This is a genomic window from Marinobacter sp. UBA3604 (genome assembly GCF_002375325.1).
GTDB classification, from domain to species: domain Bacteria; phylum Pseudomonadota; class Gammaproteobacteria; order Pseudomonadales; family Oleiphilaceae; genus Marinobacter; species Marinobacter salarius.
Genome location: NZ_DFMB01000051.1, coordinates 22,565 through 47,388, shown reverse-complemented (window position 1 = coordinate 47,388; position 24,824 = coordinate 22,565). Strand labels below are relative to the sequence as shown.

The window sequence follows — 24,824 nt, the reverse complement described above, 5'->3', positions numbered from 1 at the left end:
CAGCTATGACGGGGCCAATGCAACAGGAGCCCGCGTATGTCCTCCACCGCCGGCCCTGGCGCGAAACCAGTCTGATGGTGGATGTGTTTTCCCTCAACGCGGGCCGGGTAACCGTGATTGCCCGTGGTGGCAACAGCGCAAAGAGCCCGCTCAAGGCGCAGTTGCAACCGTTCCAGCCTTTGTTGCTGGACTGGACCGGACGCAGCGACCTGAAGACGCTGACTCAGGCGGACGTTCGCAGCGGCCCCACCCTGAAGCGCACTCTCTCCCTGTACAGCGGTCTTTACGTGAATGAGTTATTGCAGCGTCTGCTGCCAATGGCCGACCCTCACCACCAACTCTTTGCTGCCTACATTGATGTGATTGCTGAGTTGTCGGAAGCCAGTGACGTGGAGCCGGTTCTTCGACGTTTCGAGCAATCCCTGGCTGCGGAACTCGGGTATGACTTCGTCTGGGATCAGGCGATGGATAGTGGGCAGCCGGTCGAGGCCGGTGGGCTTTATTGCTATGATCCGGAGCAGGGGATTCTGGCCGAGCCCTCGCCGGGCTCCAGGCTCCGGAACCTGCCCGGGGATACACTGTTGGCGCTGGCTGATGGCGACCTCGAATCTGCGGAGTGCCGGCGCATCGCCAAGCGGGTAACAAGGGTACTTGTGGACTACCTGTTGCAGGGCAAGGTGCTCCATAGCAGAAGCCTGTTCAGTCATCATCGAGGAGACCGTAATGACCTCTAGCTCAATGAAGCCCAGAGTTTTGCTGGGTGTGAATATTGATCATGTTGCTACCTTGCGTCAGGCCAGGGGAACCCGATATCCGGATCCGGTACAGGCTGCGATTCTGGCGGAAGAGGCGGGTGCCGATGGTATCACCATCCATCCCCGCGAAGATCGCAGGCACATCCAGGACCGTGATGTGCTCCTGCTGAAGGAAATCCTCACCACCAAGATGAACCTGGAAATGGCGGTCACTGATGCGATGCTGGCATTCGCCGAGCAGGTGCGGCCGGAATGTGTGTGTCTGGTGCCCGAAAAGCGTGAAGAGCTGACAACTGAAGGCGGCCTGGATGTAGACGGCCAGGAGGCGCGGGTGGCTAAAGCCTGTGACAGGTTGGCAAAGGTTGGTGCCGAGGTCTCCCTGTTTATCGATCCGGATGTAACGCAGATTGATGCGGCAGTCCGTTGCGGTGCGCCGGTGGTGGAACTGCACACGGGAGAATACGCGGAAGCGACAGACCCTCAGATTGTTGAGGCGGCTTTTAACACCTTGCAGGACGCAGTGACTTACGCTCGCAAGAAAGGGTTGGTGGTCAACGCCGGCCACGGTCTGCACTACCACAACACTGAACGCGTTGCCTCCATCGCGGGTATCAACGAACTCAACATTGGCCATGCCATCATTGCCAGGGCGGTGTTTACCGGGCTCAAAGAAGCGGTAAAGGATATGAAAGCAATCCTCGAAAGCGCCCGAACCTAAGGCGCTGATCGTCCCTCAGTCCACGGTTGCCTGCCGAGGGTTTTGCTGCCGGAACAACTGCTGCCAGTCAGTTTGTTCGCTCCAGGTCTGCAAGCGCTCCATGGCTGCAAGCAATTGATTCTTCTGGTACTCCATATCCGGCGCTGCGCACTTCAAGGCGGTTTCCAGTTGGTTTGCAGCAGCGCGTAACTCCGGCACGCCACAGTAACGCGTGGCGCCATGCAGTTTGTGGACGCACTCCAGTAGCTCGTCCATGTCGCCTTTGCTCCAGAGTGCCGGCACCTGGTTAATGTCGGTATGGATCTGTTCGATCAGCATGCTGAACAGTTCCTCGGCCAGATCTGCTTTTCCGGCGGCCAACTGTACGCTTTCGGCCACGCTGACACAGTCAGGCTGTTTCTTTCTGGTTGACGGGCGAACCGAGCGGCGTGTATCGCGCACCTCGGGTACCGGCAGGTGTCCATCATCCGGGTCGGGGTGGCAGGTATAGCCAGTGTAGTCATGAATAATGTCGATCAGTTGGCTGTTGCTAATGGGTTTGGCCAGGTAGCCATCGAATCCCTGCTGGATCAGGCGGTCCTGCTCCTCTGCAAGGGCATGGGCCGTGAGCGCAATGATCGGAGTACGATGGCTGGCGCCATCAAGGCTTCTCAATCTCTCAGTGGTTTCCACCCCGTCCATTCCGGGCATCTGAAGATCCATGAAAACCAGGTCGAACGAGTGTTGGCGCGCCTTGCTCAGCGCTTCAAAGCCGCTGGTTGCTCCCTCAGCTACAACGCCGCAGTCGTTGAGCAGGGTCATTACCAGCTTCAGGTTGGCATCGTTGTCGTCCACCGCCAGCACTCTGGGTACGCGTGTTGATTGGGTTGGCAACTCACGGCTAATGGCATGGGAATGATCCGGCAACTGGCGTTGCCGGTTGCTGATACCGTGCACCAGCAGCAACAGTTCGTCGTACAGGGAGTCGCGGCATACTGGCTTGGTCAGGTGGCCACTGGCCAGCCCCGATAGCGGTGTATCGTGAGTTTCAAGGGTAGGGGTCAACAGCAGTGTGCGGCAATCCCGCTCCAGCTCCAGGGACCGTACTAACGAGCAGTATTGGCTTGAATTCAGCAGGTGACGGGTGATGCCGACAACCGCAACGGCGTAACCGGACTGCTCTTTTTGAGCTTCCTCTATCTGCTCCTGCATGGCACCCGGTGATGAAACCCGGTCGACCGTCATGCCCCATTCCCGGAGCATATGTTCTACCGCCAGGCCGGTGGTTTTCTGTTGGTCAAGGTAGATGGCCCTTTCGCCGCGCAAAGAGTCTTTGGGCGCGATGGCTTCGCCGTTAGAAGACAGTTCCGAGGTCAGGGTAAACCAGAACGTGGAGCCCTTGCCCAGCTCACTCTCAAGCCCGATCTTGCCGCCCATTTCCTCAACCAGGCGCTTGGAGATCGCAAGCCCCAGTCCGGTGCCACCGTATTGCCGGGCAGTAGACGCGTCGGCTTGGCTGAAGGCGTTGAACAGGGACTGCTGCTGAGCTCGCGAGAGCCCGACACCGGAATCGGTAATGCTGAGTCTCAGGGTGATCCGGTTACTCTCTTTATCTTCTTCTTCAAGGCTGGCGCGCAGGACCACTTCACCGGTCTGGGTGAACTTGATGGCATTGTTGACCAGGTTGGTGATCACCTGCTTTACCCGTAGGGGATCGCCCATGATGTTGTCGGGTACATCATTGTAGACCAGTGGTACCAGGTCCAGGTTCTTGCTGTGAGCCGCCGGAGCCAGCATGACCATGACCTCTTCTACGATGTCCCGGAGCTGGAAGGGAATGCGGTCGAGGATGAGTTTGCCGGCCTCGATCTTGGAGAAATCGAGAATGTCGTTGATGATGGTCAGCAGTATTTCCGATGACTTGCGGATGGTGCTCAGGTGATCCCGCTGCTGGCGCGGTAGCGGGCTTTTAAGCAGTAACTCGGTGAAGCCGATGATGCCATTCAGCGGGGTGCGGATTTCATGGGACATGTTGGCCAGGAATTCCGATTTGATGCGGCTGGCTTCCAGGGCTTCCTTGCGGGCGAAATCGAGTTCGATGTTCTGGATTTCGATGGTTTCCAGGGTTTCTCTCAGGTCTTCCGTGGCCTGGTCAATGTTCTGCTGCATTTCCGCCTGGGCTTTGCTCAGTTCCCCGGCCATGGCGTTCAGGCCGGATTCCAATTGCTCGAATTCAGGGCCGGCGCGGGTATAGACCCGAGTGTCCAGTTTGCCTTCCTTGAGTTTGGCCACCGCCTCATTGAGTTCAAAGACAGGATCGGTAAACGAGCGGCTCATGCGTAGCGCAATCATCAGGCTGAGGAGTACGCCGCCTAAGACGAGCAACAGGGAAATCAGCAGCGCTTTATAGGTTTCCTTTTCGGTGCGTATGTGGGACATCTCCACGGTTACCCAGCCGATCGGTTTCTTGCCCGCCCCCACGTTCTGGCGGGAATCCGGGTCCAGCATGCTTTCGATCATCAGGTCCTGGAGATAGACCGGTGTCACGAAAACAGTACTGTCGGTGCGGGTAACCCGTACCGCTTCTTCGCCGGTCAACGTGTCCTTGCCAATATCGTCGGAGCTGCCGGGGCCTGTGTGCAGCAGCCGGTTATGCTCGCTGTCGAAGAAGGTAATCGAGCGCACATCCTGCTCTTCCAGAAGGGCGTTGGAGAGGCTGCTGAGCAGGCTTCTGTTGGCAGTGAACAGGCCGTATTCCGAGCCGGCTGACAGCTGCCGCGAAAGCGACTCGCCACGATCCTGCAGGAGGCTTTCAATGTTGTTGACCCAGCTGTAGGTGAAGAAAAGCCCCAGCATCAACGTGGTCAGAAGGGTGGGGACGAGTGTCACCACCAGTACTTTTTTGCGTATGCCCCAGCGCCGCATAGTGAGTTCCCGATTGACGTCGCCGGCCTGATATCCGGCATTCTTCCCTGTCAGAATAGTTGATTCCACGCAGTCTGGCCGTGATGGCGTCCCCGGATATAGCCCACAGTCATGGATATAGCGAGAAGCTGTATTGGGAGACTGCGGATATTCCGCGTATCATGCGAACCCGGAGTGTATCACAGGCTTGTGTCGTCGGCGTTACCCGCTGGCGGCGGGGTTCCGGAAGAATTGAGGAAGGTTACAACATGCATTTCCCGACCATCGAAGATTATGTAGGGCATACGCCTCTTGTGCGTCTGCAGCGACTTCCGGGCGAGACCAGCAATGTGATTCTGGCCAAGCTTGAGGGTAATAACCCCGCCGGTTCGGTGAAAGATCGTCCTGCTATCAGCATGATCCAGGAAGCAGAGCGACGGGGTGAAATCAAACCGGGCGATACCCTGATCGAAGCCACCAGTGGAAATACCGGAATTGCCCTGGCGATGGCGGCTGCCATCAAGGGCTACCGTATGGTGCTGATCATGCCAGCGAACATGAGCGAGGAGCGTCGGGCGTCGATGCGCGCCTATGGGGCGGAGATTGTCACCGTCACCAAAGAGGAAGGCATGGAAACCGCCCGCGACCTGGCCCAACAAATGGAAGCGGAAGGCAAGGGTAAAGTGCTGGATCAGTTTGCCAACCAGGACAACCCGCTGGCGCATTACCGCACCACCGGCCCGGAAATCTGGGAGCAGACGGCAGGGCGGGTTACGCATTTTGTCAGCTCCATGGGTACCACCGGAACCATCATGGGCGTGTCCAGGTATTTCAAGGAACGGAATCCCGATATCCAGATTGTTGGCCTGCAGCCCCAGGAAGGGGCGTCTATCCCCGGTATCCGGCGCTGGCCGGAGCCATACCTGCCGAAAATTTTTGATGCCACCCGTGTGGACACGGTCATGGACATCGGCCAGCAGGAAGCTGAGGACACCATGCGTGCCCTGGCCAGTGAGGAAGGCATTTTCTGTGGTGTTTCATCAGGTGGCTCCATCGCTGCAGCCCTCAAGCTGTCGGCACAGGTTGAAAACGCGGTGATCGTGGCCATTATCTGTGACCGGGGTGATCGTTACCTTTCCACCGGTGTGTTTCCCGGTGCCTGAACCCATCAAGACCTGAATCCAGTTAAGAGACTTTCTATGAGTAGAAGACGCAGGAAGGCCCTGCCAAGCGAACCGGTGCGCTGTGTGATTGAAACCCTCAGTCACGATGGCCGGGGCATCGCCCGGGACAACGGTAAGGCACAGTTCGTCGACGGCGCCCTGCCTGGCGAGACGGTCATGGCCAAATTTACCAGTACACGCAGCAAGTTCGATGAATTACGTGCTGTGGAAGTGCTTGAAGCCGACGACGCGCGTATGACTCCGCCCTGCGACTTTGCCGACCTGTGTGGTGGGTGTAGTCTTCAGCACATGAGTGGCGATGCCCAGATCCGGTTCAAGGAAGATACCCTGCGGGAGCATTTTGCCCATTTTGGGGGCATTGAACCGGACGAGTGGGTGGCGCCCATGCGTTCCCCGGCTCTGGGCTATCGTCGCAAGGCACGGCTGGGCGTGAAATACGTGCCAGCACGGGAATCGGTGCTGGTCGGGTTCCGGGAAAAGCGCAACAGTTTCCTGACCGATATTGATCGTTGCGTGGTGTTGGATCCGCGTATCGGCGATCGCATCACGCCGCTACGTGAACTTCTTCATGGCATGGACGCCTATCGTCGCATACCGCAGGTGGAAGTCGCCTGCGGCGACGATTCGGCGGCGATGATATTCCGCAACATGGACCCGTTGAGCGATTCCGACAGGCAGTCGTTGATCGAGTTCGGCCAGGCCCATGACTTGCATATCTATCTGCAACCGAAAGGGCCGGATACGGTTCACAGAATCTGGCCCGAGACCGGCGAAGAGCGACTGTCCTACGACATGGAGGAATTCGACCTGACCATGAAGTTCCATCCCATGGACTTTACCCAGGTCAATGTGGACATCAATCGCAACATGGTACATCGGGCCGTCGAGTGGCTGGACATCCAACCCGGCGAGCGGGTGTTGGACCTGTTTTGCGGACTGGGTAATTTCACCCTGCCGCTGGCTCGCCGTGCCGGGCAGGTGGTTGGAGTGGAAGGTGACGATGCCATGGTCGTCCGCGGGCGGGAAAATGCGGAACTCAACGGGCTATCGAATGTCGCATTCCACGGCGCTGACTTGCAGGCGGATTTCACAGCACAACCGTGGGCAGCGGAAGGGTTTGACAAAATCCTGATTGATCCGCCGCGTTCCGGAGCCCAGGAGGTGTGTGAATACCTGACAGCCTTTGGTGCGAAGCGAATTGTTTATGTCTCCTGTAACCCGGCCACGCTGGCCAGGGACGCAGGGGTGATGGTACGTAATGGTTATCGACTGGTGAGGGCGGGCGTTATGGACATGTTTCCCCACACCACTCATGTTGAATCCATGGCGATGTTCGAGCGCGTGGATAATTGATGCCTCTCGGGACCGGTCAGGGATGGCCGGATAAGCGACCAGGAAGAACAAGAGCGATATGGTAAAAGTTCGCGAAGACTATGCAGTGACGGGTGACGGCCAGGTTGATATCGAGCGTTGGGTCCGTCAGATCGAGTCACAGACGCATCTTGAGGATGCTGAACAGTTCCGGCGGGCCTGTGAAATGGCCGCCGCGATTGATGTACAGGCGGTACGCGAGGACAGGGTCTGGGCCCCGGGTGCCAGCAGCTTCCGAACCGGCATCGAAATGGCTCAGGTACTGGTGGAGCTGCACCTCGACCAGACCAGCCTGGTGGCAGCAATTCTCTACCGGGCAGTGCGGGAGGAACGGATTCCCCTGGAGGACATCCGCAAGGAGTTCGGCGATGAGGTGGCCGGGCTGATTGATGGTGTTCAGCAGATGGCGGCAATATCGTCCATCCATCACCCTCTTAAGGGTAATGTGCTGGGCCAGACCGAGGGCCAGCTCGATAACGTTCGCAAGATGCTGGTCACCATGATCGACGACGTCCGGGTGGCGCTGATCAAGCTTGCAGAGCGGACCTGCGCCATTCGTGCGGTGAAAAACGCGTCTGAAGAGAAGCGCATGCGTGTGGCCCGCGAGGTGTTTGATATCTATGCGCCGCTGGCGCATCGACTGGGAATCGGTCACATCAAGTGGGAACTGGAAGATCTTTCGTTCCGCTACCTGCACGAAACCGCTTACAAAAAGATCGCCAAGCTGCTCGATGAAAAACGGCTTGACCGCGAAAGCTACATCAAGCGTGTCATCACCACCATCAAGGACGAACTGGTTGCGTCTGGAATAGACGGTGAGCTTTCAGGGCGTGCGAAGCACATCTACAGTATCTGGCGGAAGATGCGGCGCAAGGGCATCGACTTTTCCCAGGTGTACGATGTTCGGGCCGTCCGTATCCTGGTGCCTGAGGTCCGTGACTGTTACGCCGCGCTTGGTATCGTGCACACACTCTGGCGCCATATTCCCAACGAATTCGACGACTACGTTGCCAATCCCAAGGAAAACGGGTATCAGTCCCTGCACACGGCTGTCATCGGCCCTGAAGGCAAGGTGATGGAAGTGCAGATCCGTACCCAGGCCATGCATGAGGAAGCTGAGCTTGGCGTTTGTGCTCACTGGCTCTACAAAGGCATGGATAAGGGCAACCGGTCCGTGGGCTATGACGCCAAGATCAACTGGCTGCGGCAAGTGCTGGAGTGGCAGGAGGAACTCGGCGACCTGTCCGGGCTGGCGGATCATCTCAAATCCGATGTCGCCTCCGATCGGGTCTATGTGTTCACGCCCGAAGGCCATGTGGTGGACCTGCCACAAGGCGCGACGCCGGTGGACTTCGCCTATCGTGTGCACACGGAAATCGGTCATGCCTGTCGCGGGGCCAAGGTTAATAGCCGTATCGTGCCGCTGACTTATCCGCTGAAGACCGGCGACCAGATATCCATTCTCACGTCCAATAACCAGGCGCCCAGCCGTGACTGGCTTAACCCGAGCCTGGGCTATATCCAGACTTCCCGTGCCCGGGCCAAGGTCACCCACTGGTTCAAGCAGCAAGACCGCGACCGCAACATTGTCGATGGCCGGGCGATCCTGGAAGACGAATTCAAACGCCTGTCGCTGTACGAAGTGGATCTCAACGACCTGGCCCGCAAAGTGAACTATCAAGCCGCCGAGGATATGTTTGCGGCGGTGGGCGCAGGCGATCTTCGCCCCACCCACGTGGCCAACGTCGCCCAGCAGATGCTGGAGCCGAAATCCGAGCAACTGGATCTGAAGCTCAGTACCCAGAGGCGCAAGCCCTATGACACCGAATCGGATATCCAGATTCTGGGCGTTGGCAAGCTCAAGACCCAGGTGGCGAAATGCTGCAAACCCCTGCCCGGTGATCCGATCGGCGGCTACATCACCGTCGGCCGTGGCGTCACTGTGCATCGGCAGGACTGCATCACTTTCCTGAATCTGAAGGAGTTCGAGCCTAATCGGATTATCGAGGTGAGTTGGGGCGGTCAGCCTGTGGCCGTGTATCCTGTTGATGTCGAAATTGAAGCCTACGACCGTTCCGGTTTGTTGCGGGATATCACCCAGGTGCTGTCGTCCTCCAAAAGTGACGTTCTGGCTCTCAACACCTTATCCAACAAGGATGAGAATACGGCCACCATGACCGTGACCCTGGAAATTTCCAGCCTCGACCAGTTGGCCAAGTTGCTTGCCCAGATTCGCAATCTCCCCAATATCATTGATGTCAGGCGAAAGCGATCATGAGCTATTCCATTGATGATCTCAAAACGTTGATGGCGCGACTGCGGGATCCGGAGTCCGGATGCCCGTGGGATACCCGCCAGAGCTACAAAACCATCGTGCCCCATACCATTGAAGAGGCCTATGAGGTTGCGGATGCCATCGACCGTGAGGACTATCCGCATCTGGAAGATGAGCTGGGTGATCTGCTGTTCCAGGTAATCTTCTACAGCCAGATGGGAAAAGAAGACAACCACTTTGACTTCGACTCAGTGGTCGACAACCTCGTGCGCAAGCTGGTCCGGCGCCATCCCCACGTTTTCCCGGAAGGCACTCTGGAAAGCCGGATCGATCCGGACAACCGACCCAGCGAGGCTGACATCAAGGCAAGTTGGGAACGTATCAAGGCAGAGGAGCGGGCAGCGAAGCCAGAGACGTCTGCGGAGGCAGAGCGATCAAGCCGGCTCGAGGGCGTTGCCCGGACGCTCCCCGCAATGGTGCGTGCTGAGAAACTTCAGCGCAGGGCCGCCAATCATGGGTTTGACTGGCCAGAGGTTGAGCCGGTCTTCGACAAGCTTCACGAAGAGATCGATGAGTTAAAGGAGGCCTGGTATAGCGCGTGTTCCGGCGCTGGTCATGTGGACGCTGTGGAAGACGAGCTAGGCGACCTGCTCTTCGTTTGTGTCAATCTGGCACGTTTTATGAGTGTTAATCCTGAGCAGGCCCTCAATAGCACCAATCACAAGTTTGAGACGCGATTCCGTGCTATTGAGGAATACCTCGAACGCGAAGGCCGCAATCTCGACGGCGAATCGCTGGAGGCATTGGACGCTGTCTGGCAAGCCGTCAAAGGGGTAGAAAAGACTCGTAAAGCGTAACGGATAAGTACAATCCGTTACCAAGTTTTCCGCCCCGGGTGCGGTCGCTTCGTCTACACTTCCGGTTAAGGATGCACACATTTCGTGCACCCTGTGGGCCACCAAGAAGATGCAGGAGTGAAGGCACCATGAAAATCAAAGATCTGGTCAACTACTGGGACAAGCATGCACGTGGTCGGCTGACCCGTGATGCGTATTTTGCCGATCTCTCTGACCAGCATCACAAGCGACTGGAGAAACTGGCCGCGTTGTATCCGATGAAGTCTTCCCAAGACCTGATGCGAGATCTGATTTCCGCTGCTCTTGATGAACTGGAAACCAGCTTCCCGTACGTTCAGGGATCAAAGGTTGTTGCGTTCGATGAAGACGGCTTCGAAATCTATGAAGATCAGGGGATGACGCCGCGCTTCATCAGTCTCAGCCAGAAGCATATCCAGCGGCTGAAGGCGCGCCAGCTCGAATCGGTTGCCTGATCAGGCCAACACCTGATTAATCGCGACGACTCTGCAAGACCCGACGGGGTGGTTTTGCCACCCCGTAGCGAAGTGCCCCCGCTTTATTTATCCTTGCCTTCCAGCTTGTCCTTCAACGGGCTCAGCCTGACCAGGTCGTCCAGCGCGGCGCCAATCATGTCATTCAGTATGTCACTCTCTGAACGGTCCGGGTAAAGTTCGGCCAGCGCTGCTATGCGTGCGGCATCTTCCAGTGGCAAGCGGAGATTGTAATCGTGGCTCCGCTCAACGGACTCTTTCTTGCTTTCCCAGTGTTTGGGCAGATCGGTTACTTTCATGGATACTCCTTGCGGCGACAGGCTTTAATCGTTAGAAAGGCTTTATGAGAGTAAACAGTATCGTTAGTTTACTTCGCCTCCGTCAATTTAAAAGGACGTCAATGTGACCGAGCTACACCCTGACCTTCGAGAAAACGTTCGCATGCTGGGCGAGTTGCTGGGGCAGAGTATCCAGCGTCACCCCGGGCAAGATTGCTACGAGTTGATAGAAGAAGTGCGGGCGGCTGCCAAGGCCGACCGTCGCCAGGAAAGCGGTTCCGGCCAGCGCCTGGTCAACCTGCTGGGCAAGCTTCGTGATGACGAGTTGCTGCCGGTAACCCGCGCCTTTAACCAGTTCCTGAACCTGGCCAATCTGGCGGAACAATACCACGGCATCCGCCGCAAGCGGGGTCATCAATCGGACCTGATGGTGGAATCCCTCGAAGAGGTGTTTGGCCGCCTCAAAGACGGTGGCGTCAGTGCCGATGAACTGCACAGGCGAGTGGCTGACCTTCGTATCGAGTACGTTCTGACAGCACATCCCACCGAAGTGGCCCGCCGTACGCTGATCATGAAGTACGACGAAATGTCCGATTGCCTGGCCCGACTGGATCATGAGGACCTGTTGCCCGCGGAGCGCGATGAAATCGTCGGACGCCTGTCGCAACTGGTCACCGAAGCCTGGCACACGGATGAGATTCGGCATGAGCGCCCGACGGCGGTTGACGAAGCCAAGTGGGGATTTGCCGTTATTGAGAACAGTCTGTGGCAGGCATTGCCGCGTTTTCTGAGAAGCCTGGATCTATCGCTTTCAGACGCCACGGGGAAGGGGTTACCGCTGGACGCGTCGCCCATCCGGATAGCCTCCTGGATGGGCGGTGATCGCGATGGCAACCCCAATGTAACCCATGAAGTAACCCGCAAGGTGTTCCTGCTGGGCCGCTGGATGGCAGCCGATCTCTACCTGCGGGACATCCAGTCCCTGCGAGCGGAATTGTCCATGTGGCAGGCCAGTGATGAGCTGCGGGACGTCGTTGGTGATACCCGGGAGCCCTATCGCCAGGTGCTGGCCGGGCTGAGGGAAAAACTGATCAAAACCCGGGACTGGGCGGAAGCCAGGGTTGCCGGCGAGCCCTCCGACGCCACCGGCATTCTGTTTGCCAACGAGGACTTCACAGGGCCGCTGGAGCTTTGTTATCGGTCCCTGGTGGACTGCGGGCTGGAATCCATTGCCAATGGTCCGCTGCTGGACACCATTCGCCGCGCCCACACCTTTGGCTTGCCTCTGATTCGCCTGGACATCCGCCAGGAGTCGACCCGTCATGCCGAGGCGGTTGCGGAAATGGTGGATTACCTGGGGCTGGGCGATTATCTGTCCTGGTCCGAACAGGAACGCCAGGATTTCCTGGTGCGCGAACTCAAGGGGCGCCGGCCACTGATACCCAGGCACTGGAAACCCTCCGACGAAGTCGCCGAGGTGCTGGCTACCTGCGAAGTGGTGGCAGAGCAGACGCCGGAAGCGCTGGGTTCCTATGTCATCTCCATGGCCAGCAAACCGTCGGATGTGCTGAACGTGATTTTGCTGCTACGTGAAGCGGGTATGAAAAACCCGATGCGGGTAGTGCCCCTCTTTGAGACCCTGGATGACCTGCGCGGCGCCCCTGACAGTATGGCGGCGCTCTACAGCGTGGACTGGTATCGGGACTATTGCGAAGGCCGGCAGGAAGTCATGATCGGCTATTCCGATTCCTCCAAAGACGCTGGTCAGATGATGGCCGCGTGGGCTCAGTACCAGGCTCAGGAAAAGCTCACCGAGGTCGCCAATCAGTATGGCGTCCACCTCACGCTGTTTCATGGCCGCGGTGGCACCGTCGGCCGTGGTGGTGGCCCGGCCAACCGTGCAATCCTGTCTCAACCGCCGGGTTCGGTGAACGGCAGTTTCCGGATCACCGAGCAGGGCGAGATGATCCGCTTCAAGTTTGGCCTTCCCCGGCTGGCGGAACAGAGCCTGACGCTGTACACCACGGCGGTGATTGAAGCCACCCTGGCGCCACCGCGAGGGCCAGAGCCGGAATGGCGGGAGGCTATGGACTGGCTCACCGAACGCTCCCTCAAAGCATACCGTGACGTGGTTCGGGAGAATCCGGACTTTGTTCCCTATTTCCGCCAGGTCACTCCGGAGCAGGCGCTGGGCAAGCTGGCCCTGGGTAGCCGCCCGGCACGACGCAAACCCGGCGGTGGCGTGGAAAGCCTGCGGGCCATTCCCTGGATTTTCGCGTGGACCCAGATGCGGATGATGCTGCCCAGCTGGCTGGGTAGCGACGTTGCCCTGGAGGAGGCATTTCACAACGACCGCGTGCCGGTGCTGCGGGAGATGATGCAGCAATGGCCGTTCTTCAAAACCTACGTGGATATGCTGGAAATGGTGCTGGCAAAATCTGACCTGCGAATTGCCAGCTACTACGAAAAGACGTTGGTCGATGATCCAAAACTGCTTGAACTCGGCAAGAACCTGCGGGAGCGCCTGCAGGGCTGCATCCGCCATTTGCTGGAATTGAAGCAGCAGGACACCTTGCTGGAACAGGAACCTGTATTTGCCCATTCCATGCGTGTACGTAATCCGTATACTGATCCGCTACACTATTTACAGGCGGAACTGCTCAAGCGTGACCGTGAGGGCGAGGGCAAGGGCGAAGTGCCCGAGATGGTTGAGCGCGCACTCAAGGTAACCATGGCCGGTATTGCGGCCGGCATGCGGAACACCGGCTAAAGCAGGTTCAGCGGATCATAAAAGACAGGAGTAACGCCGTGGCGTTAGCGGCAAGACTGGAACGCTTTTTAACCGGCAAAGGAATTGCCTATCGGGAACTTGAGATTGATCAGGTACTTAGCTTTGACGCCGCGGTCATGGCGTCCGGGCGTCCTCAGGATGAGTTTATCCGGGCAACGCCCCTGATCGACATCAATGGCGTCGTCATGGCCGTTCACGGTTACAACACCAGTCTGGATATGGACCTGGTGCACAAGCAAACTGGCCGACGCCTGCAGCCGTTAACGGCTCGCCAGTCCGCCCGGCTGTTTGCCGACTGTGATCCGGGCTTCCAGCCGCCGGTCGGGGCTGCCTACGATCTGCCGGTGCTCGTTGATGAGGATATCCTGGGATACCCCCGCACCCTCATGTGCTGCGGGACCGACAACACGCTTCTCGAGTTGGACCGTACCTCTCTGGCAAGGGCCCTGGCGGATGCCACTCAGGGCCACCTGGCGATTCGCGGGCAAAACAACGATGAGCGTGATGCCCTGACGCTGGAAGAAGTGGCCGACAAGCTGCAGAAGCTTTACCGTCTGCCGCCCATGCCAGCGCTGGCGCTGCGCATTCTCCGTTTGACGGCCAATTCCGAGGCGACCGCCCGCGAACTGGGCGAGCTGATAGAGTTTGATCCCAGCCTTACCGCGCAGATCATGCGCTATGCCCGTTCTGCCCTGTTCAACTATCCCGGTCAGATCAACTCGGTACAGGAAGCGGTGACCCGGGTTCTTGGGTTTGATCGTGTGGCCCATATCGCGCTGGGTATCGCGTCCGTGCGCGCTTTCGAAGTGCCCCGTCAGGGCATGCTGGGGATGGACCAGTTCTGGCGCCACTCCCTGTATAACGCGTTTGTTTGCCAGCGTATGGCGCCAAAGTGCCATTCCGATAAAGGCCTGGCGTATCTGTGTGGCTTGCTGCACAACTTCGGCCTACTGCTGATCGGCCACCTGTTTCCCCAGGAGTTTGACGAGCTGAATTCGCTGCGGGAAGCTAATCCCGACGCCAGCATGCACTCGCTGGAGCAACAGGTGTTCGGGGCCAGCAACGATCAACAGATGCTGGCGGTTGGCCACGGCGCCATTGGCGGCATCCTTCACCGACTTTGGGAACTGCCTGACCCGGTGGTCAAGGCCGCGGGCATGCATCAGCAGGAGGGCTACCATGGCGAGCATGAACAGTATGTGCTCATGGTCCAGCTGGCCAATGGGCTGCTGAAGGAAAGGGGGATTGGGGATGAGTTCAACCCGGATGATGTCGCCTCCCTTGCGTCGTCCCTCGGGCTTTCCGAAGGGGACGTTGCTCGTTTGAACGAGGAGATTGACAGCGTTTCCGGGGAGCTGGACGCGCTGGCGTTATCCCTGTCATCCTGACCGTCGAGCACTATCAGCTACAGCCGCAACTCACAGCCCGATGTAACCTTTTGGTGCATGCTACGGAGGTCCACTTTCTATGAGGGGGCTGAGTTCGTATAATGCGCCTTCCTTGGCAGGGGCTGCGGGCTCGTTGCTGCCGAGAAGCTGTCGCAAAGCCGCCGGGTTTTGCAACAGCTTTTCAAATGATAATGACTACAACGGGAGCACAGCGTTATGAGAATCATCATGTTAGGCGCGCCAGGCGCAGGCAAGGGTACGCAGGCCCAGTTCATCACCGAACGGTTTGAAATCCCGCAGATTTCGACCGGCGACATGCTTCGCGCGGCGGTGAAAGCCGAGTCCGATCTTGGCAAGCAGGTCAAGGAAGTGATGGCTTCTGGCGGCCTGGTGTCTGATGACATCATCATTGCGCTCATCGAAGAACGGGTTAAGCAGCCTGACTGCAAGAACGGCTTCCTGCTCGACGGTTTCCCCCGCACTATTCCCCAGGCCGAGGCCCTGAAAGACCAGGGTATTGTTATTGACTATGTGGTGGAAATCGCCGTTGATGACGAGGAAATCGTAAGCCGTCTGTCAGGTCGTCGGGTGCACGAGGGCAGTGGTCGCATCTATCATGTGAAGTACGATCCGCCCAAGACCGAAGGTAAAGACGACGAGACTGGCGATGCCCTCATCCAGCGCGAGGACGACAAGGAAGAAACCGTCCGTAAACGCCTGAAGATCTACCACGAGCAAACCGCGCCACTGGTCGGTTACTATCAGGACTGGGCGAAAGAAGCCCCTGCCGCTGCGCCGAAATATGTGCGCGTAAAAGGCGTGGGCAGCCTGGATGACATTCGCGACCAGATTCTTACCCAACTGAAGTAACCCTGTGAAACTACTGGCACTGGATACCTCATCAGAGGGCTGCTCAGCAGCCCTGCTGGTGGATAACAGCCTGGTGGAGCGGTTCGAGCTGGCTCCCCGCGGACACACCCGCCTGTTGATGCCGATGATCCGCGAGCTTCTCGCCGAGAAGGAACTGGTGCCGGCGGACCTCGATGCGCTCGCATTTGCCTGTGGTCCGGGCTCGTTCACGGGCCTTCGCATTGCTACGGGGGTTGTCCAGGGCTTGGCCTATGGTCTCGGAATCCCCGTTATTCCAGTGTCATCCCTGGCTGCCGTTGCGGAGGATGCGATACAGCATTGGCAAATGCTGGACGGCGACGCCGTTGCAGTGGCCTTCGATGCCCGCATGGGTGAAGCCTATTGGGCCTGTTATATGTGCCGAGATGGGCAACCGGAGTTGATGGGTCACGAGCAGGTCTGCGCTCCGGCGTCTGTGACTCTGGCCGATGGCGCATCCCGGTGGTTTGGTGCCGGTCAGGGGTGGAGCCTGAAAGAAAATTTCCCGGCCGATGTTGCCGCAACCATGGACCGCATCGACGAGACTCTGGTGCCCAGGGCTTCCAGAGTGGCGGAGATCGCCGCCCGTGCCTTTCATGCGGGAGCCGGGGTACCGGCCGAACAGGCACAACCGGTATACATTCGTGATGAAGTGGCCTGGAAAAAACTGCCCGGCCGCTAACAACAACCTCACTGCTACCACCCGGAATCACTGCCGATGGAACTGTGGCACATTATTGTATTGGCCGTTATACAGGGGCTGACGGAATTTCTTCCGATCAGCAGTTCGGCCCATCTGATCCTTCCCTCACAGGTATTTGGCTGGCCGGATCAAGGCCTTGCGTTCGATGTCGCCGTGCATGTAGGGACGTTGGCAGCGGTGATCTGGTACTTTCGCGCGGAAGTGGGCCGTCTCACGGTTGCCTGGGTTGGAGATACGGTTCGGGGCCGTGTCGGGCAGGATAGTGGCCTTGCGTGGGCGGTCATCGCCGGCACCATTCCAGCCGGACTGGCTGGTCTGTTGCTTAATGATTTCATTGAAACCTCCCTGCGTTCCGGGTTGGTGATTGCGGTTTCGACCATCGGTTTTGGTTTGGTGTTGTGGTGGTCGGACGCGGTGGGACGTCGCAACCGGGACCTGCCGGCATTGACCATGAAAGATGCGGTGATCATTGGCGTCGCCCAGGCGCTGGCTCTCATTCCGGGCACCTCCCGATCCGGTATTACCATCACGGCGGCTCTGTTTCTCGGGTTTGGACGGGAGGCCGCCGCCCGATTCTCGTTCCTGTTGTCGATCCCGCTGATTCTCGCCGCCGGTCTGCTGAAAACCCTGGAGCTGGTGGAGCAGGGCGGGGCAACCGACTGGGCGGCTATTGCCCTGGGTGCTGCGCTGTCATTTGTCAGTGCCGTGGTTTGTATCCACCTGTTTCTCAAGTTCCTTGAGAGACTTGGCCTGATGCCGTTCGTTATATACCGCCTGGTACTCGGTCTGCTGTTGCTTGTCATGCTCTGGTAGTGCAAACATTGAACAGCCTGCTTTAAAATTGGTCCAGGATCTTCCATAATCCACTACCTGTGGTCTTTTTAACCGGTGTGCCAGAATGATCGGTGGTGTTAACCCAAACAGCAGTATTCCTTTCCAGTCCGGCAACAGCAGCCCGGTTCGTGAGCGCAGTGACATCGCTCGTGCGCCTGCGTCCGCCCCCGATAACGACAGCCAGGCCGTTCGCCGTGATCTCACCGATGCACGGCCCCCCAACGCCGAACAACGGCCGGTTCCTTCTGCTGAGTCGCTAGAACGCCGTGTCGAGGCACGTCAAGCCGCGGAGGACGTGCGCCTGGAGCGTTTCCGTGCCGATGAAGTTTCCCTGAGCACCTCCAGAGCCCTGTCCACGTTTGCCGATGTCGCCGCCGGAGGCGATATTGCGGATGCAGGGCTCTCAGGCATCGATATCCTGGTTTGATGTCGCCAGGAAACACCCTGTCTGAACTTGCCGTTGGCTGCAGCCCCCTTGGCGATCTCCACGCTGCACGTTCCCTGTCTGAAGCATTATCGTTGCCTTTGCTGGGTACGCTTCGTCCGCGAGACGTGCGGGATTACCCAGTGCTGCTGTTTCTGGATGAAAATGGTCTTGGCCTGCAGGTTACCGGCAAGGGGGCTCCAGGGCCTGTCAGAGCCGAGTTCGTGACCGGAAAGGCGGGATACCGGAGAGAACACGGCGGTGGCACCGGACAACTGATTGCCAAGGCTGTTGGCCTGAAGAAAGCCCGCCAGCCCCTTCATGTTCTGGATGCAACGGCCGGTCTTGGCCAGGACGCGTTCGTACTGGCCTCCCTGGGCTGCAGGTTAACCCTTTTCGAACGTTCGCCGGTTATCCATGCGTTGCTTAGTGATGGACTTTCCCGTGCGGCCCTGAACGAGCAGAGCGCGCCCATTGTCGCCCGGATGGCATTGCAGTCGGGTAGCAGTATCGACTGGTTATCGCAGGCGGGCGCGGGCGCCGCGGATGTGATCTACCTTGACCCGATGTTTCCCCATCGCGACAAGTCGGCCCTGGTCAAGAAGGAAATGCAGGTGTTCCGCACGGTGGTGGGAGACGACGATGATTCACCAGCGTTGTTGAAGGCCGCGTTGGCAGTGGCAACCTATCGGGTTGTCGTCAAACGCCCGCGCAAGGCGGAGCCAGTGAGTGGCCCCGAACCCACCACCCGTATTGAAGGGAAGAGCAGCCGGTACGATATCTACTCCATCAAGGCGTTTCCCGCCGGATAGGTGGTCACCGGTCTCGCTCAGGCCCCAAGCATGGTCACCTGCTGAATGGCCTGGCGTTTTTCCACACTGAGCACCAACCGTGCGTCTTCCGCCACTTCATCCAGGCCGTCGGTGTAGCACAACAGCCCGTCGTCATCGGTGGTGATAACGCCATTGTGCTGCATGTTGGCAATGAAGTTACGGAACAGGGTCTTGTCGAAGAACTCCGGCGCATTGAGGCCGAACAGGATGGACATGCGTTCGGCCAGAAGCGTGCTCTGCTCTTCCAGTTCGCCGGCGGTAATCTTGCCCGACCCGTATTTGCGCAGGATGCCGATGGCAATGTGATAGCGCTCTAGGGTCTGGATGATGAACCGTGACAGAACCCGCAGGCGCAGCATGGCATCGGTGCCCTCCTCAGGGCGGCTGATCCTGTCTTCCTCTTCTTCGAACAGCAACCCTTTCTCCAATAGAACGTCGATCCATTGGTTGATGACCCCGTCAATCTCCTCGGCGTCGTACTTGAGGAACAGTTCGGATTTCAGATAGGGGTACGCCACGCTGGCCAGGAACTCAATTTTGTCCCGGCGCAGGGAGTTCTTGTTCTCAAACAGGCTCGCGATCAGAGAAGGCAGAGCAAACAGATGCTGGATATTGTTGCGGTAATAGGTCATCAGAATCGCGTTGCTGCCTTCCAGCGCAATGATGTCACCCAGTTTCTGGGGCTGGCGGGTGATCAGGCCCATGTTTTCGCAGTAGTTGACCCAATCCTTGCCACTGCCTTCCGGCAGCGTGATGGTGTCGGCGTAGGGAAAGGCTTTCAGCAGGTCGGCATACTGGTCCATCAGGCGGATCAACTGGCCTTCATCCATAGCCAGGCGATCGGTGCCCAGCAACACCGTTGCGGTCATGCCAATGGGATTGACGGCGACAGATGCGTTAATGCTGGACGCAACACGATTGGACAGTTCAGACACCGCCTGGTTGAGCCATTTTGGCCGGTATTCGGAATCGTAGGCTTCTTCCCGCCAGCTTGGTTCGACCTCGTCCAGTACCTCCGCAAGAGGAATGGCTTCACCGAAGTTTACAGCGACCTGGCCAAACGAGTTGCTCAACTTGCGAACCGTCTTGGCAATCGCGAACACGCTCTCTTTCTGTTTTTTCTTGCCCCGTAGCTCACCGAGGTAAGAACGGCCTTCCATCACCTTCTCGTAACCAATGTATACCGGGACGAACACGATGGGCTTGCGATGGTCTCGCAGAAAGCTGCGGACGGTCATGGACAGCATGCCGGGCCGAGGCTGAAGCATGCGGCCGGTGCGGCTGCGCCCGCCCTCCACGAAGTACTCAACGGAATAGCCTCGGGAGAACATCACGTGCATGTATTCGTTGAACACGGTGGCGTAGAGCGGGTTGTCACGGAAGCTCCGACGCATGAAGAACGCGCCGCCGCGTCGCAGGATGGGGCCAACAATAGGCATGTTCAGGTTGATGCCGGCGGCAATGTGCGGGGGCATCAGCCCGTTCTTATAGAGCACGTAGGACAGCAGCAGGTAATCAATATGGGAGCGATGGCAGGGAACATACACCACGGCATTGTCCTGGGCTTCTTCCTTGGCAACGCGGATGTTGTTGATAGCGATGCCGTTGTAGATACGGTTCCACAGCCAAGACAGCACCACTTCCAGGAAACGTATGGTCACGATGGACATGCTGGCAGCGATCTCGTCCGCATATTTGTACGCCTTGGCGCGCACCTTTTCCGGGGGGATGTCATCCTTGCGGGCGGTTTCCCGGATGGCTTCCTTGACCGCCTGGGTCCGCACCAGTCCACCTACCAATGTGCGGCGGTGAGACAGGTCCGGGCCGAGCACGGCTTGGCGCACCCTGCGGAAATGGGTACGGAGAATGCGGGCGAGCTTACGGTTGGCGCGTTCCTCGCTATGGCGGTATTCGTCAATCACCTGCTTCAGGGACAGGGGCTGATTGAACTGCACGTAAGTGCTGCGCCCATGCACCATAATGATCAGGAACTTCTGCAAACGCCCAGCCACGGACCAGGTGTCGGACAGCAGCAGTTTGACCAGCGATTTTTCCTTGTCCGGGGAGCGCCCCCAGAACAGCGACACAGGGACGATCTGAACATCCTGCTCAGGGTGTTCCAGGCCATGGCGAACCAGCGCCCGGAACTCACCGGTGGGAACGGGCGTCTGGCGACGACGGAAAAGACCACCAATCCGACGGTAGAGAAAAAAGAAGGAGTGGTTCGGACCGTTCTTGACCGGCAGGGACGACTCGGCACCAGGTAAGCCGGCTCGCAGCACCTCCTGTTCCAGGACCAATCGGCTGGACAGCGAGCTGTACTGCAGTACGTAGCAAACCGGTTTTTCCGGGTCTACTCCCAGGGCTTCCACGCTGTTACCGCTCACATCCGTCCGGACCCACAAAAACAGGATTTTGCGAAAAAGGGTCAGGATCAGGCTGCGAAGGCCCAGGAAAAAACGCATAAACGGTCGCTCCGGTTCATAAAACAGGCGGTAAGTTTACTTGGTTGCGTGCAGTGCGGAAAGCCATGCGGTCGTTCTGTTGTGTTGTGCCGCTGTGATACATTTCCAGCTCTACCCACATAATAGCTTCTGGACACGGATTATGGCGTTATGGACTCCCGGCTGGTCTTCGAAAGGGCCCGACGATGACGATCTTGTGTTGGCCATTGACGGTGATGCGGTGCTGAAGCCCGACGTTGGCTGGCTGAAGCCCTGGCGGATGGTTGCCCCTGACACGTGTGGTGATATCGGGCCGGTGTATGTTGGCCAGATGGACGGCAAGCCTGTCTACGTGGCCGAAGCCGACGCGTCCAGACTGGCCGGGTCTACAGAACCGGTGACGCTTCGGGAAGCGCTGCTGATGATGGAGGACGCCCCCGCGGAAATGCTGGGTACCGCGTTCCAGGTACACCAATGGTGGCGGGACCATCGCTTCTGCGGCCGCTGTGGCGAATTGACAGAGCTGCACCCGTTGGAGCGGGCCAAGTGGTGCAAGCCCTGCGGCATTCCCTGGTATCCCAGGCTGGCGCCCTGCGTGATTGTGGTTATTCGCCGTGGTGAACGCATGTTGCTGGCCCGGTCATCGCGGACGAAGCGTCATTATTTCAGCCTGATTGCGGGCTTTGTGGAGCCGGGTGAAACCATCGAAGCGGCGGTTGCCCGGGAAGTGAAAGAGGAAACCGGCCTTGAGGTTAGTGGGGTTCGCTACCACTCCTCTCAGCCATGGCCGTTTCCCCATCAGTTAATGCTGGGCTTTTTTGCGGACTACGCCGGTGGCGAGCTGGTGCTGCAGGAAGACGAAATTGCTGAAGCGGACTGGTTTCTGCCGGGCGATATGCCACCTGTGCCGCCGGTGACCACCATCTCCGGCGGCCTGATCCAGGCCATGGTGCGGGAAATTAAGGGGCAGGGGGCACCGTCGTGACTGCGCCGAGAGTGCTGGTCTTTGATTCAGGCGTTGGCGGATTGAGCGTTGCTGCTTGTATCCACCAACAGTTGCCGGGGGTGAAGTTGGTGTACCTGGCTGATAACGCTGGCTTTCCTTACGGCGCCCAGCCGGAAGCGGTGGTCATTGAACGCAGCCAGACACTGATCCGGCTGGCGCTGTCGGAATTCCCCTGTGATGTCATTGTGGTGGCGTGCAACACCGCGAGCACGGTGGTGTTGCCGCATCTTCGGGCCATGACATCGATACCGGTGATCGGCGTGGTGCCGGCGGTAAAGCCTGCGGCGGCGGTGTCTGAAAACCGTCGTATTGGTTTGCTGGCCACCCCCGCCACTGTTCGCCGGCCCTATCTTGCCGACCTGATTGACGAGTTTGCCAGTGATTGCACGGTGGAACGGCTGGGGCATCCGGACTTGGTGCAATGGATCGAAAATCTGGTGTCCGGTTCGCCAGTCCCCGAACAGGCCTTGTCCGTGGCATTGCAACCGTTCCGGGACGTGGGCGTGGACACTGTGGTTCTGGGCTGCACTCATTACCCGCTGATAAAGGATCTGCTGCAGAGCCAGTTGCCGACCGTAAAACACTGGGTGGATTCCGGAGAGGCGATCGCCCGCCGGGCGGCCTGGTTATTCGAACAGCAGGGGCTGGAAGTGAAAAGTCTTATGGCCCTCAACAACGATGGGGATGTGGTTGATGCCGCTCTGTTTTCCGGGGACATCCCACGAGGTATCGGGGAGTTCCTGGATGGGCTTGGCCTGGCCACCAACGACATCCGTGGTAACTGGTCCTCGTCGGCAGTCGGTGCTACAGCAATCGGGTCAGCTTGAACATGGCCAGGAACTCCAGTGCCGGTAAGGATCGGCGGTGGCAACAGTAGGTTTTAAAGTTCTCGCCACGGAATCGTGACTTGGTAAATTCCAGGCCCTTGAAGTTGTAGAGGAAGTTCCCCTTCTCATACAGGCCGTGCATGATGCGCTTGAGCAGTCGGCTTTCCTGATGCTCGGTAGCCGGGTCCAGGGATAGCGGAATTAAACCCAGGTCCAGATAGGGCACGCCTTCGGCCTTGAACACATCCATGGCATGGGCCATCAGGGTGTAGAAAATACCCTGGCGGAAATCCGCGTTAGCCCTTGAGATGTTAGGCACGTAACTGATGATCTCGTTATTGCGGTAGATGGGGTCGAAGTAGATAAAGCCCACGGCCTTGCCATCCTGGTACGCGTAGAAATGGCGTTCGTTCTCCCGGTACTCCATCTCCATGGGACGTATCAGGAAACGGATCTCCTTGCTCTTGCATTTACGGGTGCGAATCCAGGCATCGGAAATTTCGCGGGTGTGGTCATCGCTGAAGCGCTCCTTCACGGTAATGCCGTTTTTTTCCGCCTGGTTGAGGGCCGTGCGCAGGATCTGTTTCTTCTTCCCGCTGAGCGACCAGTTTTTCAGGTTGATACGGGATTCGCTGCCAAACTGGGTGCCAAACAGGCCAAAGCGGCGGTAAAGGTAGTCCACGACAGGTTTGGAAACCTGGATGTAGCAGGCGGAAGGGAAGCGTTGGTGAAACTGTTCCAAAATCACCTCAAAGTGTTCCGGTGCGGTGACAGGATCGGAGAGCACGAACGTGCCGCCCCATTTGCGCATATACGCCAGGTAGCCAACGCCGGGCACATCGAAATACTGCATTTCGGGTTGCAACGTCGAGAACGACTGGGAATGGGTGCCGTACTTCTTGAGGTAACTGATGCGCTCCGGAAAGGTAAATACACCTTCGTCCAGAGAGCGTACGCCATCGAGTGAAAGGATCTGGTCTGACATTGTGAAACTCCCCCGTTTATTGTTGTAAATCCGGCGTGAGGCCTCGTGTCTACACCTGTTTCCGTCCCAGGATCGACCAGTAACAGTTCATGTTCAGCAGCTTGAAATGCTTTTTCTCGGTAACGTGCAGGCCAAGGCGCTGCATGTGTTCGGGGTAGTTGTAAATCTTGTGGAAGGCATTGTTGGCGAACAGCCAGAAGATGAAGACGGCCATGTACCAGTACATCTTCTTGAACAGGCGGGCCACAATGTTGCCGGTGGGGTAGCAGAAGTCACCCACAACCACCCTGGCGTCGGCCTTGCCCAGACGGATCAGATGCTCCAGCACCCGCACCATCATGTCTTCGTCAAACACGTTGAGGAAAAAGTTGGCGACCACCATGTCGTACTGTTCGAACTCATCGACCTTCATGATGTCGCTGTGAATGCGGCGGATGGTCAGGTGCGGCGCCTCTTTTTCCTGGGCTTCGGCAAACTTGCGCAGCATGGTCTCGGAGAGGTCCACCACGGTCACGTCCGCGCCCAGTTCTGCGGCACGGATCGCGTCACGGCCATGGCCCACGCCTGCAAACAGGATGCGGGCGCCGGGCTTGACGGTTTCCACATCGAGCATGGCGGTCTTGCAGCGGTGGATGTTCTTGCCGCTGTAGAGGTTGCTCAGAAAATCGTATACCGGGCCAATGTATTTGTATTTATCGCGCATGGTGACTTCTGCCTGTCCATATCCTGGGGATGCTTCCGTTCTTCTTGTGATTGTTGATTCACCGTCAGGTGAATTGAAGGAAGCGCCTGATGGATTTGAGCTTAGAGAAGCCGGTGGGGGAATTATGTGCAGTACCGCGCATTTCCAGATACATAACGTAACGAACAGCAACACTTTGCAAACCAG

At 58.1% G+C, this 24,824-nt stretch carries 21 protein-coding genes; 16 read left to right on the top strand and 5 right to left on the bottom strand.

The window, feature by feature from the left end:
* Positions 1 to 5: 5 nt before the first annotated feature.
* Both recO and pdxJ read left to right on the top strand, forming a co-directional pair.
* Positions 6 to 734 (top strand): DNA repair protein RecO, encoded by a 729-nt coding sequence (gene recO / locus B2590_RS15380; RefSeq protein WP_041335061.1) that lies wholly within the window; start codon positions 6 to 8, stop codon positions 732 to 734.
* A gap of 4 nt (positions 735 to 738) precedes the next feature.
* A complete protein-coding gene (pdxJ, locus tag B2590_RS15375) occupies positions 739 to 1,473 on the top strand; it encodes a pyridoxine 5'-phosphate synthase (protein WP_286811626.1) in 735 nt (244 codons plus the stop codon).
* A gap of 15 nt (positions 1,474 to 1,488) precedes the next feature.
* Here pdxJ and B2590_RS15370 read toward each other — a convergent pair whose 3' ends face one another.
* Positions 1,489 to 4,377: an ATP-binding protein gene (locus tag B2590_RS15370; RefSeq protein WP_091641843.1), complete on the bottom strand. Its 2,889-nt coding sequence runs from the start codon at positions 4,375 to 4,377 to the stop codon at positions 1,489 to 1,491.
* Positions 4,378 to 4,625: 248 nt separating this feature from the next.
* Here B2590_RS15370 and cysM point away from each other — a divergent pair, with 248 nt between their 5' ends.
* The 5 genes from cysM to B2590_RS15345 all read left to right on the top strand — a co-directional run bounded on the left by cysM (position 4,626) and on the right by B2590_RS15345 (position 10,516).
* On the top strand, positions 4,626 to 5,519 hold the full coding sequence (cysM, locus tag B2590_RS15365; RefSeq protein ID WP_036204217.1) for a cysteine synthase CysM: 894 nt from the start codon (positions 4,626 to 4,628) through the stop codon (positions 5,517 to 5,519).
* 36 nt (positions 5,520 to 5,555) lie between these two features.
* Positions 5,556 to 6,893, top strand: coding sequence for a 23S rRNA (uracil(1939)-C(5))-methyltransferase RlmD (gene rlmD, locus B2590_RS15360; RefSeq protein ID WP_286811757.1), 1,338 nt, complete (start codon positions 5,556 to 5,558; stop codon positions 6,891 to 6,893).
* A gap of 58 nt (positions 6,894 to 6,951) precedes the next feature.
* Positions 6,952 to 9,189, top strand: coding sequence for a GTP diphosphokinase (relA, locus tag B2590_RS15355; RefSeq protein WP_286811758.1), 2,238 nt, complete (start codon positions 6,952 to 6,954; stop codon positions 9,187 to 9,189).
* Positions 9,186 to 10,043 (top strand): nucleoside triphosphate pyrophosphohydrolase, encoded by an 858-nt coding sequence (mazG, locus tag B2590_RS15350; RefSeq protein WP_286811759.1) that lies wholly within the window; start codon positions 9,186 to 9,188, stop codon positions 10,041 to 10,043. The genes relA and mazG overlap by 4 nt, the downstream gene beginning before the upstream one ends.
* Before the next feature lie 128 nt (positions 10,044 to 10,171).
* The gene (locus B2590_RS15345; RefSeq protein ID WP_007152055.1) at positions 10,172 to 10,516 is read left to right on the top strand and encodes a hypothetical protein; all 345 of its coding nucleotides are present in this window, start codon (positions 10,172 to 10,174) and stop codon (positions 10,514 to 10,516) included.
* 83 nt (positions 10,517 to 10,599) lie between these two features.
* Here the strand turns inward: B2590_RS15345 and B2590_RS15340 are convergent, their stop codons facing one another.
* Positions 10,600 to 10,833 carry a hypothetical protein gene (locus B2590_RS15340; protein ID WP_007152054.1) on the bottom strand — a complete coding sequence of 78 codons (234 nt, stop codon included), beginning with the start codon at positions 10,831 to 10,833 and terminating at the stop codon, positions 10,600 to 10,602.
* Between the two features lie 103 nt (positions 10,834 to 10,936).
* Between B2590_RS15340 and ppc the strand changes: the two genes are divergently transcribed.
* From ppc to B2590_RS15305, 7 genes are all read left to right on the top strand, one after another.
* The gene (gene ppc, locus B2590_RS15335; RefSeq protein WP_126810480.1) at positions 10,937 to 13,582 is read left to right on the top strand and encodes a phosphoenolpyruvate carboxylase; all 2,646 of its coding nucleotides are present in this window, start codon (positions 10,937 to 10,939) and stop codon (positions 13,580 to 13,582) included.
* Positions 13,583 to 13,620: 38 nt separating this feature from the next.
* Positions 13,621 to 14,991, top strand: a complete 1,371-nt coding sequence (locus B2590_RS15330) for an HDOD domain-containing protein (RefSeq protein ID WP_036204230.1) — start codon at positions 13,621 to 13,623, stop codon at positions 14,989 to 14,991.
* A 216-nt stretch (positions 14,992 to 15,207) separates the two neighbouring features.
* Positions 15,208 to 15,861 (top strand): adenylate kinase, encoded by a 654-nt coding sequence (gene adk / locus B2590_RS15325; protein WP_036204233.1) that lies wholly within the window; start codon positions 15,208 to 15,210, stop codon positions 15,859 to 15,861.
* A 4-nt stretch (positions 15,862 to 15,865) separates the two neighbouring features.
* On the top strand, positions 15,866 to 16,561 hold the full coding sequence (gene tsaB, locus B2590_RS15320; protein WP_075195972.1) for a tRNA (adenosine(37)-N6)-threonylcarbamoyltransferase complex dimerization subunit type 1 TsaB: 696 nt from the start codon (positions 15,866 to 15,868) through the stop codon (positions 16,559 to 16,561).
* Between the two features lie 36 nt (positions 16,562 to 16,597).
* Positions 16,598 to 17,395, top strand: a complete 798-nt coding sequence (locus tag B2590_RS15315) for an undecaprenyl-diphosphate phosphatase (RefSeq protein ID WP_036204238.1) — start codon at positions 16,598 to 16,600, stop codon at positions 17,393 to 17,395.
* An 85-nt stretch (positions 17,396 to 17,480) separates the two neighbouring features.
* Positions 17,481 to 17,843 carry a UDP pyrophosphate phosphatase gene (locus B2590_RS15310; protein WP_286811760.1) on the top strand — a complete coding sequence of 121 codons (363 nt, stop codon included), beginning with the start codon at positions 17,481 to 17,483 and terminating at the stop codon, positions 17,841 to 17,843.
* The gene (locus B2590_RS15305; RefSeq protein WP_075195970.1) at positions 17,843 to 18,652 is read left to right on the top strand and encodes a class I SAM-dependent methyltransferase; all 810 of its coding nucleotides are present in this window, start codon (positions 17,843 to 17,845) and stop codon (positions 18,650 to 18,652) included. The genes B2590_RS15310 and B2590_RS15305 overlap by 1 nt, the downstream gene beginning before the upstream one ends.
* A gap of 17 nt (positions 18,653 to 18,669) precedes the next feature.
* Here B2590_RS15305 and plsB read toward each other — a convergent pair whose 3' ends face one another.
* The gene (gene plsB / locus B2590_RS15300) at positions 18,670 to 21,138 is read right to left on the bottom strand and encodes a glycerol-3-phosphate 1-O-acyltransferase PlsB (protein ID WP_041335072.1); all 2,469 of its coding nucleotides are present in this window, start codon (positions 21,136 to 21,138) and stop codon (positions 18,670 to 18,672) included.
* A 142-nt stretch (positions 21,139 to 21,280) separates the two neighbouring features.
* Between plsB and nudC the strand changes: the two genes are divergently transcribed.
* On the top strand, positions 21,281 to 22,102 hold the full coding sequence (nudC, locus tag B2590_RS15295) for an NAD(+) diphosphatase (RefSeq protein WP_199448180.1): 822 nt from the start codon (positions 21,281 to 21,283) through the stop codon (positions 22,100 to 22,102).
* Complete coding sequence (gene murI / locus B2590_RS15290) at positions 22,099 to 22,950, top strand: glutamate racemase (protein ID WP_199448179.1); 852 nt, start codon at positions 22,099 to 22,101, stop codon at positions 22,948 to 22,950. The genes nudC and murI overlap by 4 nt, the downstream gene beginning before the upstream one ends.
* Here murI and B2590_RS15285 read toward each other — a convergent pair.
* Both B2590_RS15285 and B2590_RS15280 read right to left on the bottom strand, forming a co-directional pair.
* On the bottom strand, positions 22,928 to 23,935 hold the full coding sequence (locus B2590_RS15285; RefSeq protein WP_199448178.1) for a DUF2156 domain-containing protein: 1,008 nt from the start codon (positions 23,933 to 23,935) through the stop codon (positions 22,928 to 22,930). The genes murI and B2590_RS15285 overlap by 23 nt on opposite strands.
* 49 nt (positions 23,936 to 23,984) lie before the next feature.
* Positions 23,985 to 24,638, bottom strand: coding sequence for a class I SAM-dependent methyltransferase (locus B2590_RS15280; RefSeq protein WP_007152042.1), 654 nt, complete (start codon positions 24,636 to 24,638; stop codon positions 23,985 to 23,987).
* Between the last annotated feature and the right edge of the window lie 186 nt (positions 24,639 to 24,824).

What these genes read in the sequence shown, in the direction of transcription:
- B2590_RS15340 (WP_007152054.1), bottom strand. Translation starts at nt 10,833, where the DNA reads ATGAAAGTAACCGATCTGCCCAAACACTGGGAAAGCAAGAAAGAGTCC.
- B2590_RS15310 (WP_286811760.1), top strand. Translation starts at nt 17,481, where the DNA reads ATGATCGGTGGTGTTAACCCAAACAGCAGTATTCCTTTCCAGTCCGGC.
- B2590_RS15280 (WP_007152042.1), bottom strand. Translation starts at nt 24,638, where the DNA reads ATGCGCGATAAATACAAATACATTGGCCCGGTATACGATTTTCTGAGC.
- pdxJ (WP_286811626.1), top strand. Translation starts at nt 739, where the DNA reads ATGAAGCCCAGAGTTTTGCTGGGTGTGAATATTGATCATGTTGCTACC.
- plsB (WP_041335072.1), bottom strand. Translation starts at nt 21,138, where the DNA reads ATGCGTTTTTTCCTGGGCCTTCGCAGCCTGATCCTGACCCTTTTTCGC.
- B2590_RS15315 (WP_036204238.1), top strand. Translation starts at nt 16,598, where the DNA reads ATGGAACTGTGGCACATTATTGTATTGGCCGTTATACAGGGGCTGACG.
- nudC (WP_199448180.1), top strand. Translation starts at nt 21,281, where the DNA reads ATGGCGTTATGGACTCCCGGCTGGTCTTCGAAAGGGCCCGACGATGAC.
- cysM (WP_036204217.1), top strand. Translation starts at nt 4,626, where the DNA reads ATGCATTTCCCGACCATCGAAGATTATGTAGGGCATACGCCTCTTGTG.
- recO (WP_041335061.1), top strand. Translation starts at nt 6, where the DNA reads ATGACGGGGCCAATGCAACAGGAGCCCGCGTATGTCCTCCACCGCCGG.
- B2590_RS15305 (WP_075195970.1), top strand. Translation starts at nt 17,843, where the DNA reads ATGTCGCCAGGAAACACCCTGTCTGAACTTGCCGTTGGCTGCAGCCCC.
- mazG (WP_286811759.1), top strand. Translation starts at nt 9,186, where the DNA reads ATGAGCTATTCCATTGATGATCTCAAAACGTTGATGGCGCGACTGCGG.
- B2590_RS15370 (WP_091641843.1), bottom strand. Translation starts at nt 4,377, where the DNA reads ATGCGGCGCTGGGGCATACGCAAAAAAGTACTGGTGGTGACACTCGTC.
- adk (WP_036204233.1), top strand. Translation starts at nt 15,208, where the DNA reads ATGAGAATCATCATGTTAGGCGCGCCAGGCGCAGGCAAGGGTACGCAG.
- B2590_RS15285 (WP_199448178.1), bottom strand. Translation starts at nt 23,935, where the DNA reads ATGTCAGACCAGATCCTTTCACTCGATGGCGTACGCTCTCTGGACGAA.
- rlmD (WP_286811757.1), top strand. Translation starts at nt 5,556, where the DNA reads ATGAGTAGAAGACGCAGGAAGGCCCTGCCAAGCGAACCGGTGCGCTGT.
- B2590_RS15345 (WP_007152055.1), top strand. Translation starts at nt 10,172, where the DNA reads ATGAAAATCAAAGATCTGGTCAACTACTGGGACAAGCATGCACGTGGT.
- relA (WP_286811758.1), top strand. Translation starts at nt 6,952, where the DNA reads ATGGTAAAAGTTCGCGAAGACTATGCAGTGACGGGTGACGGCCAGGTT.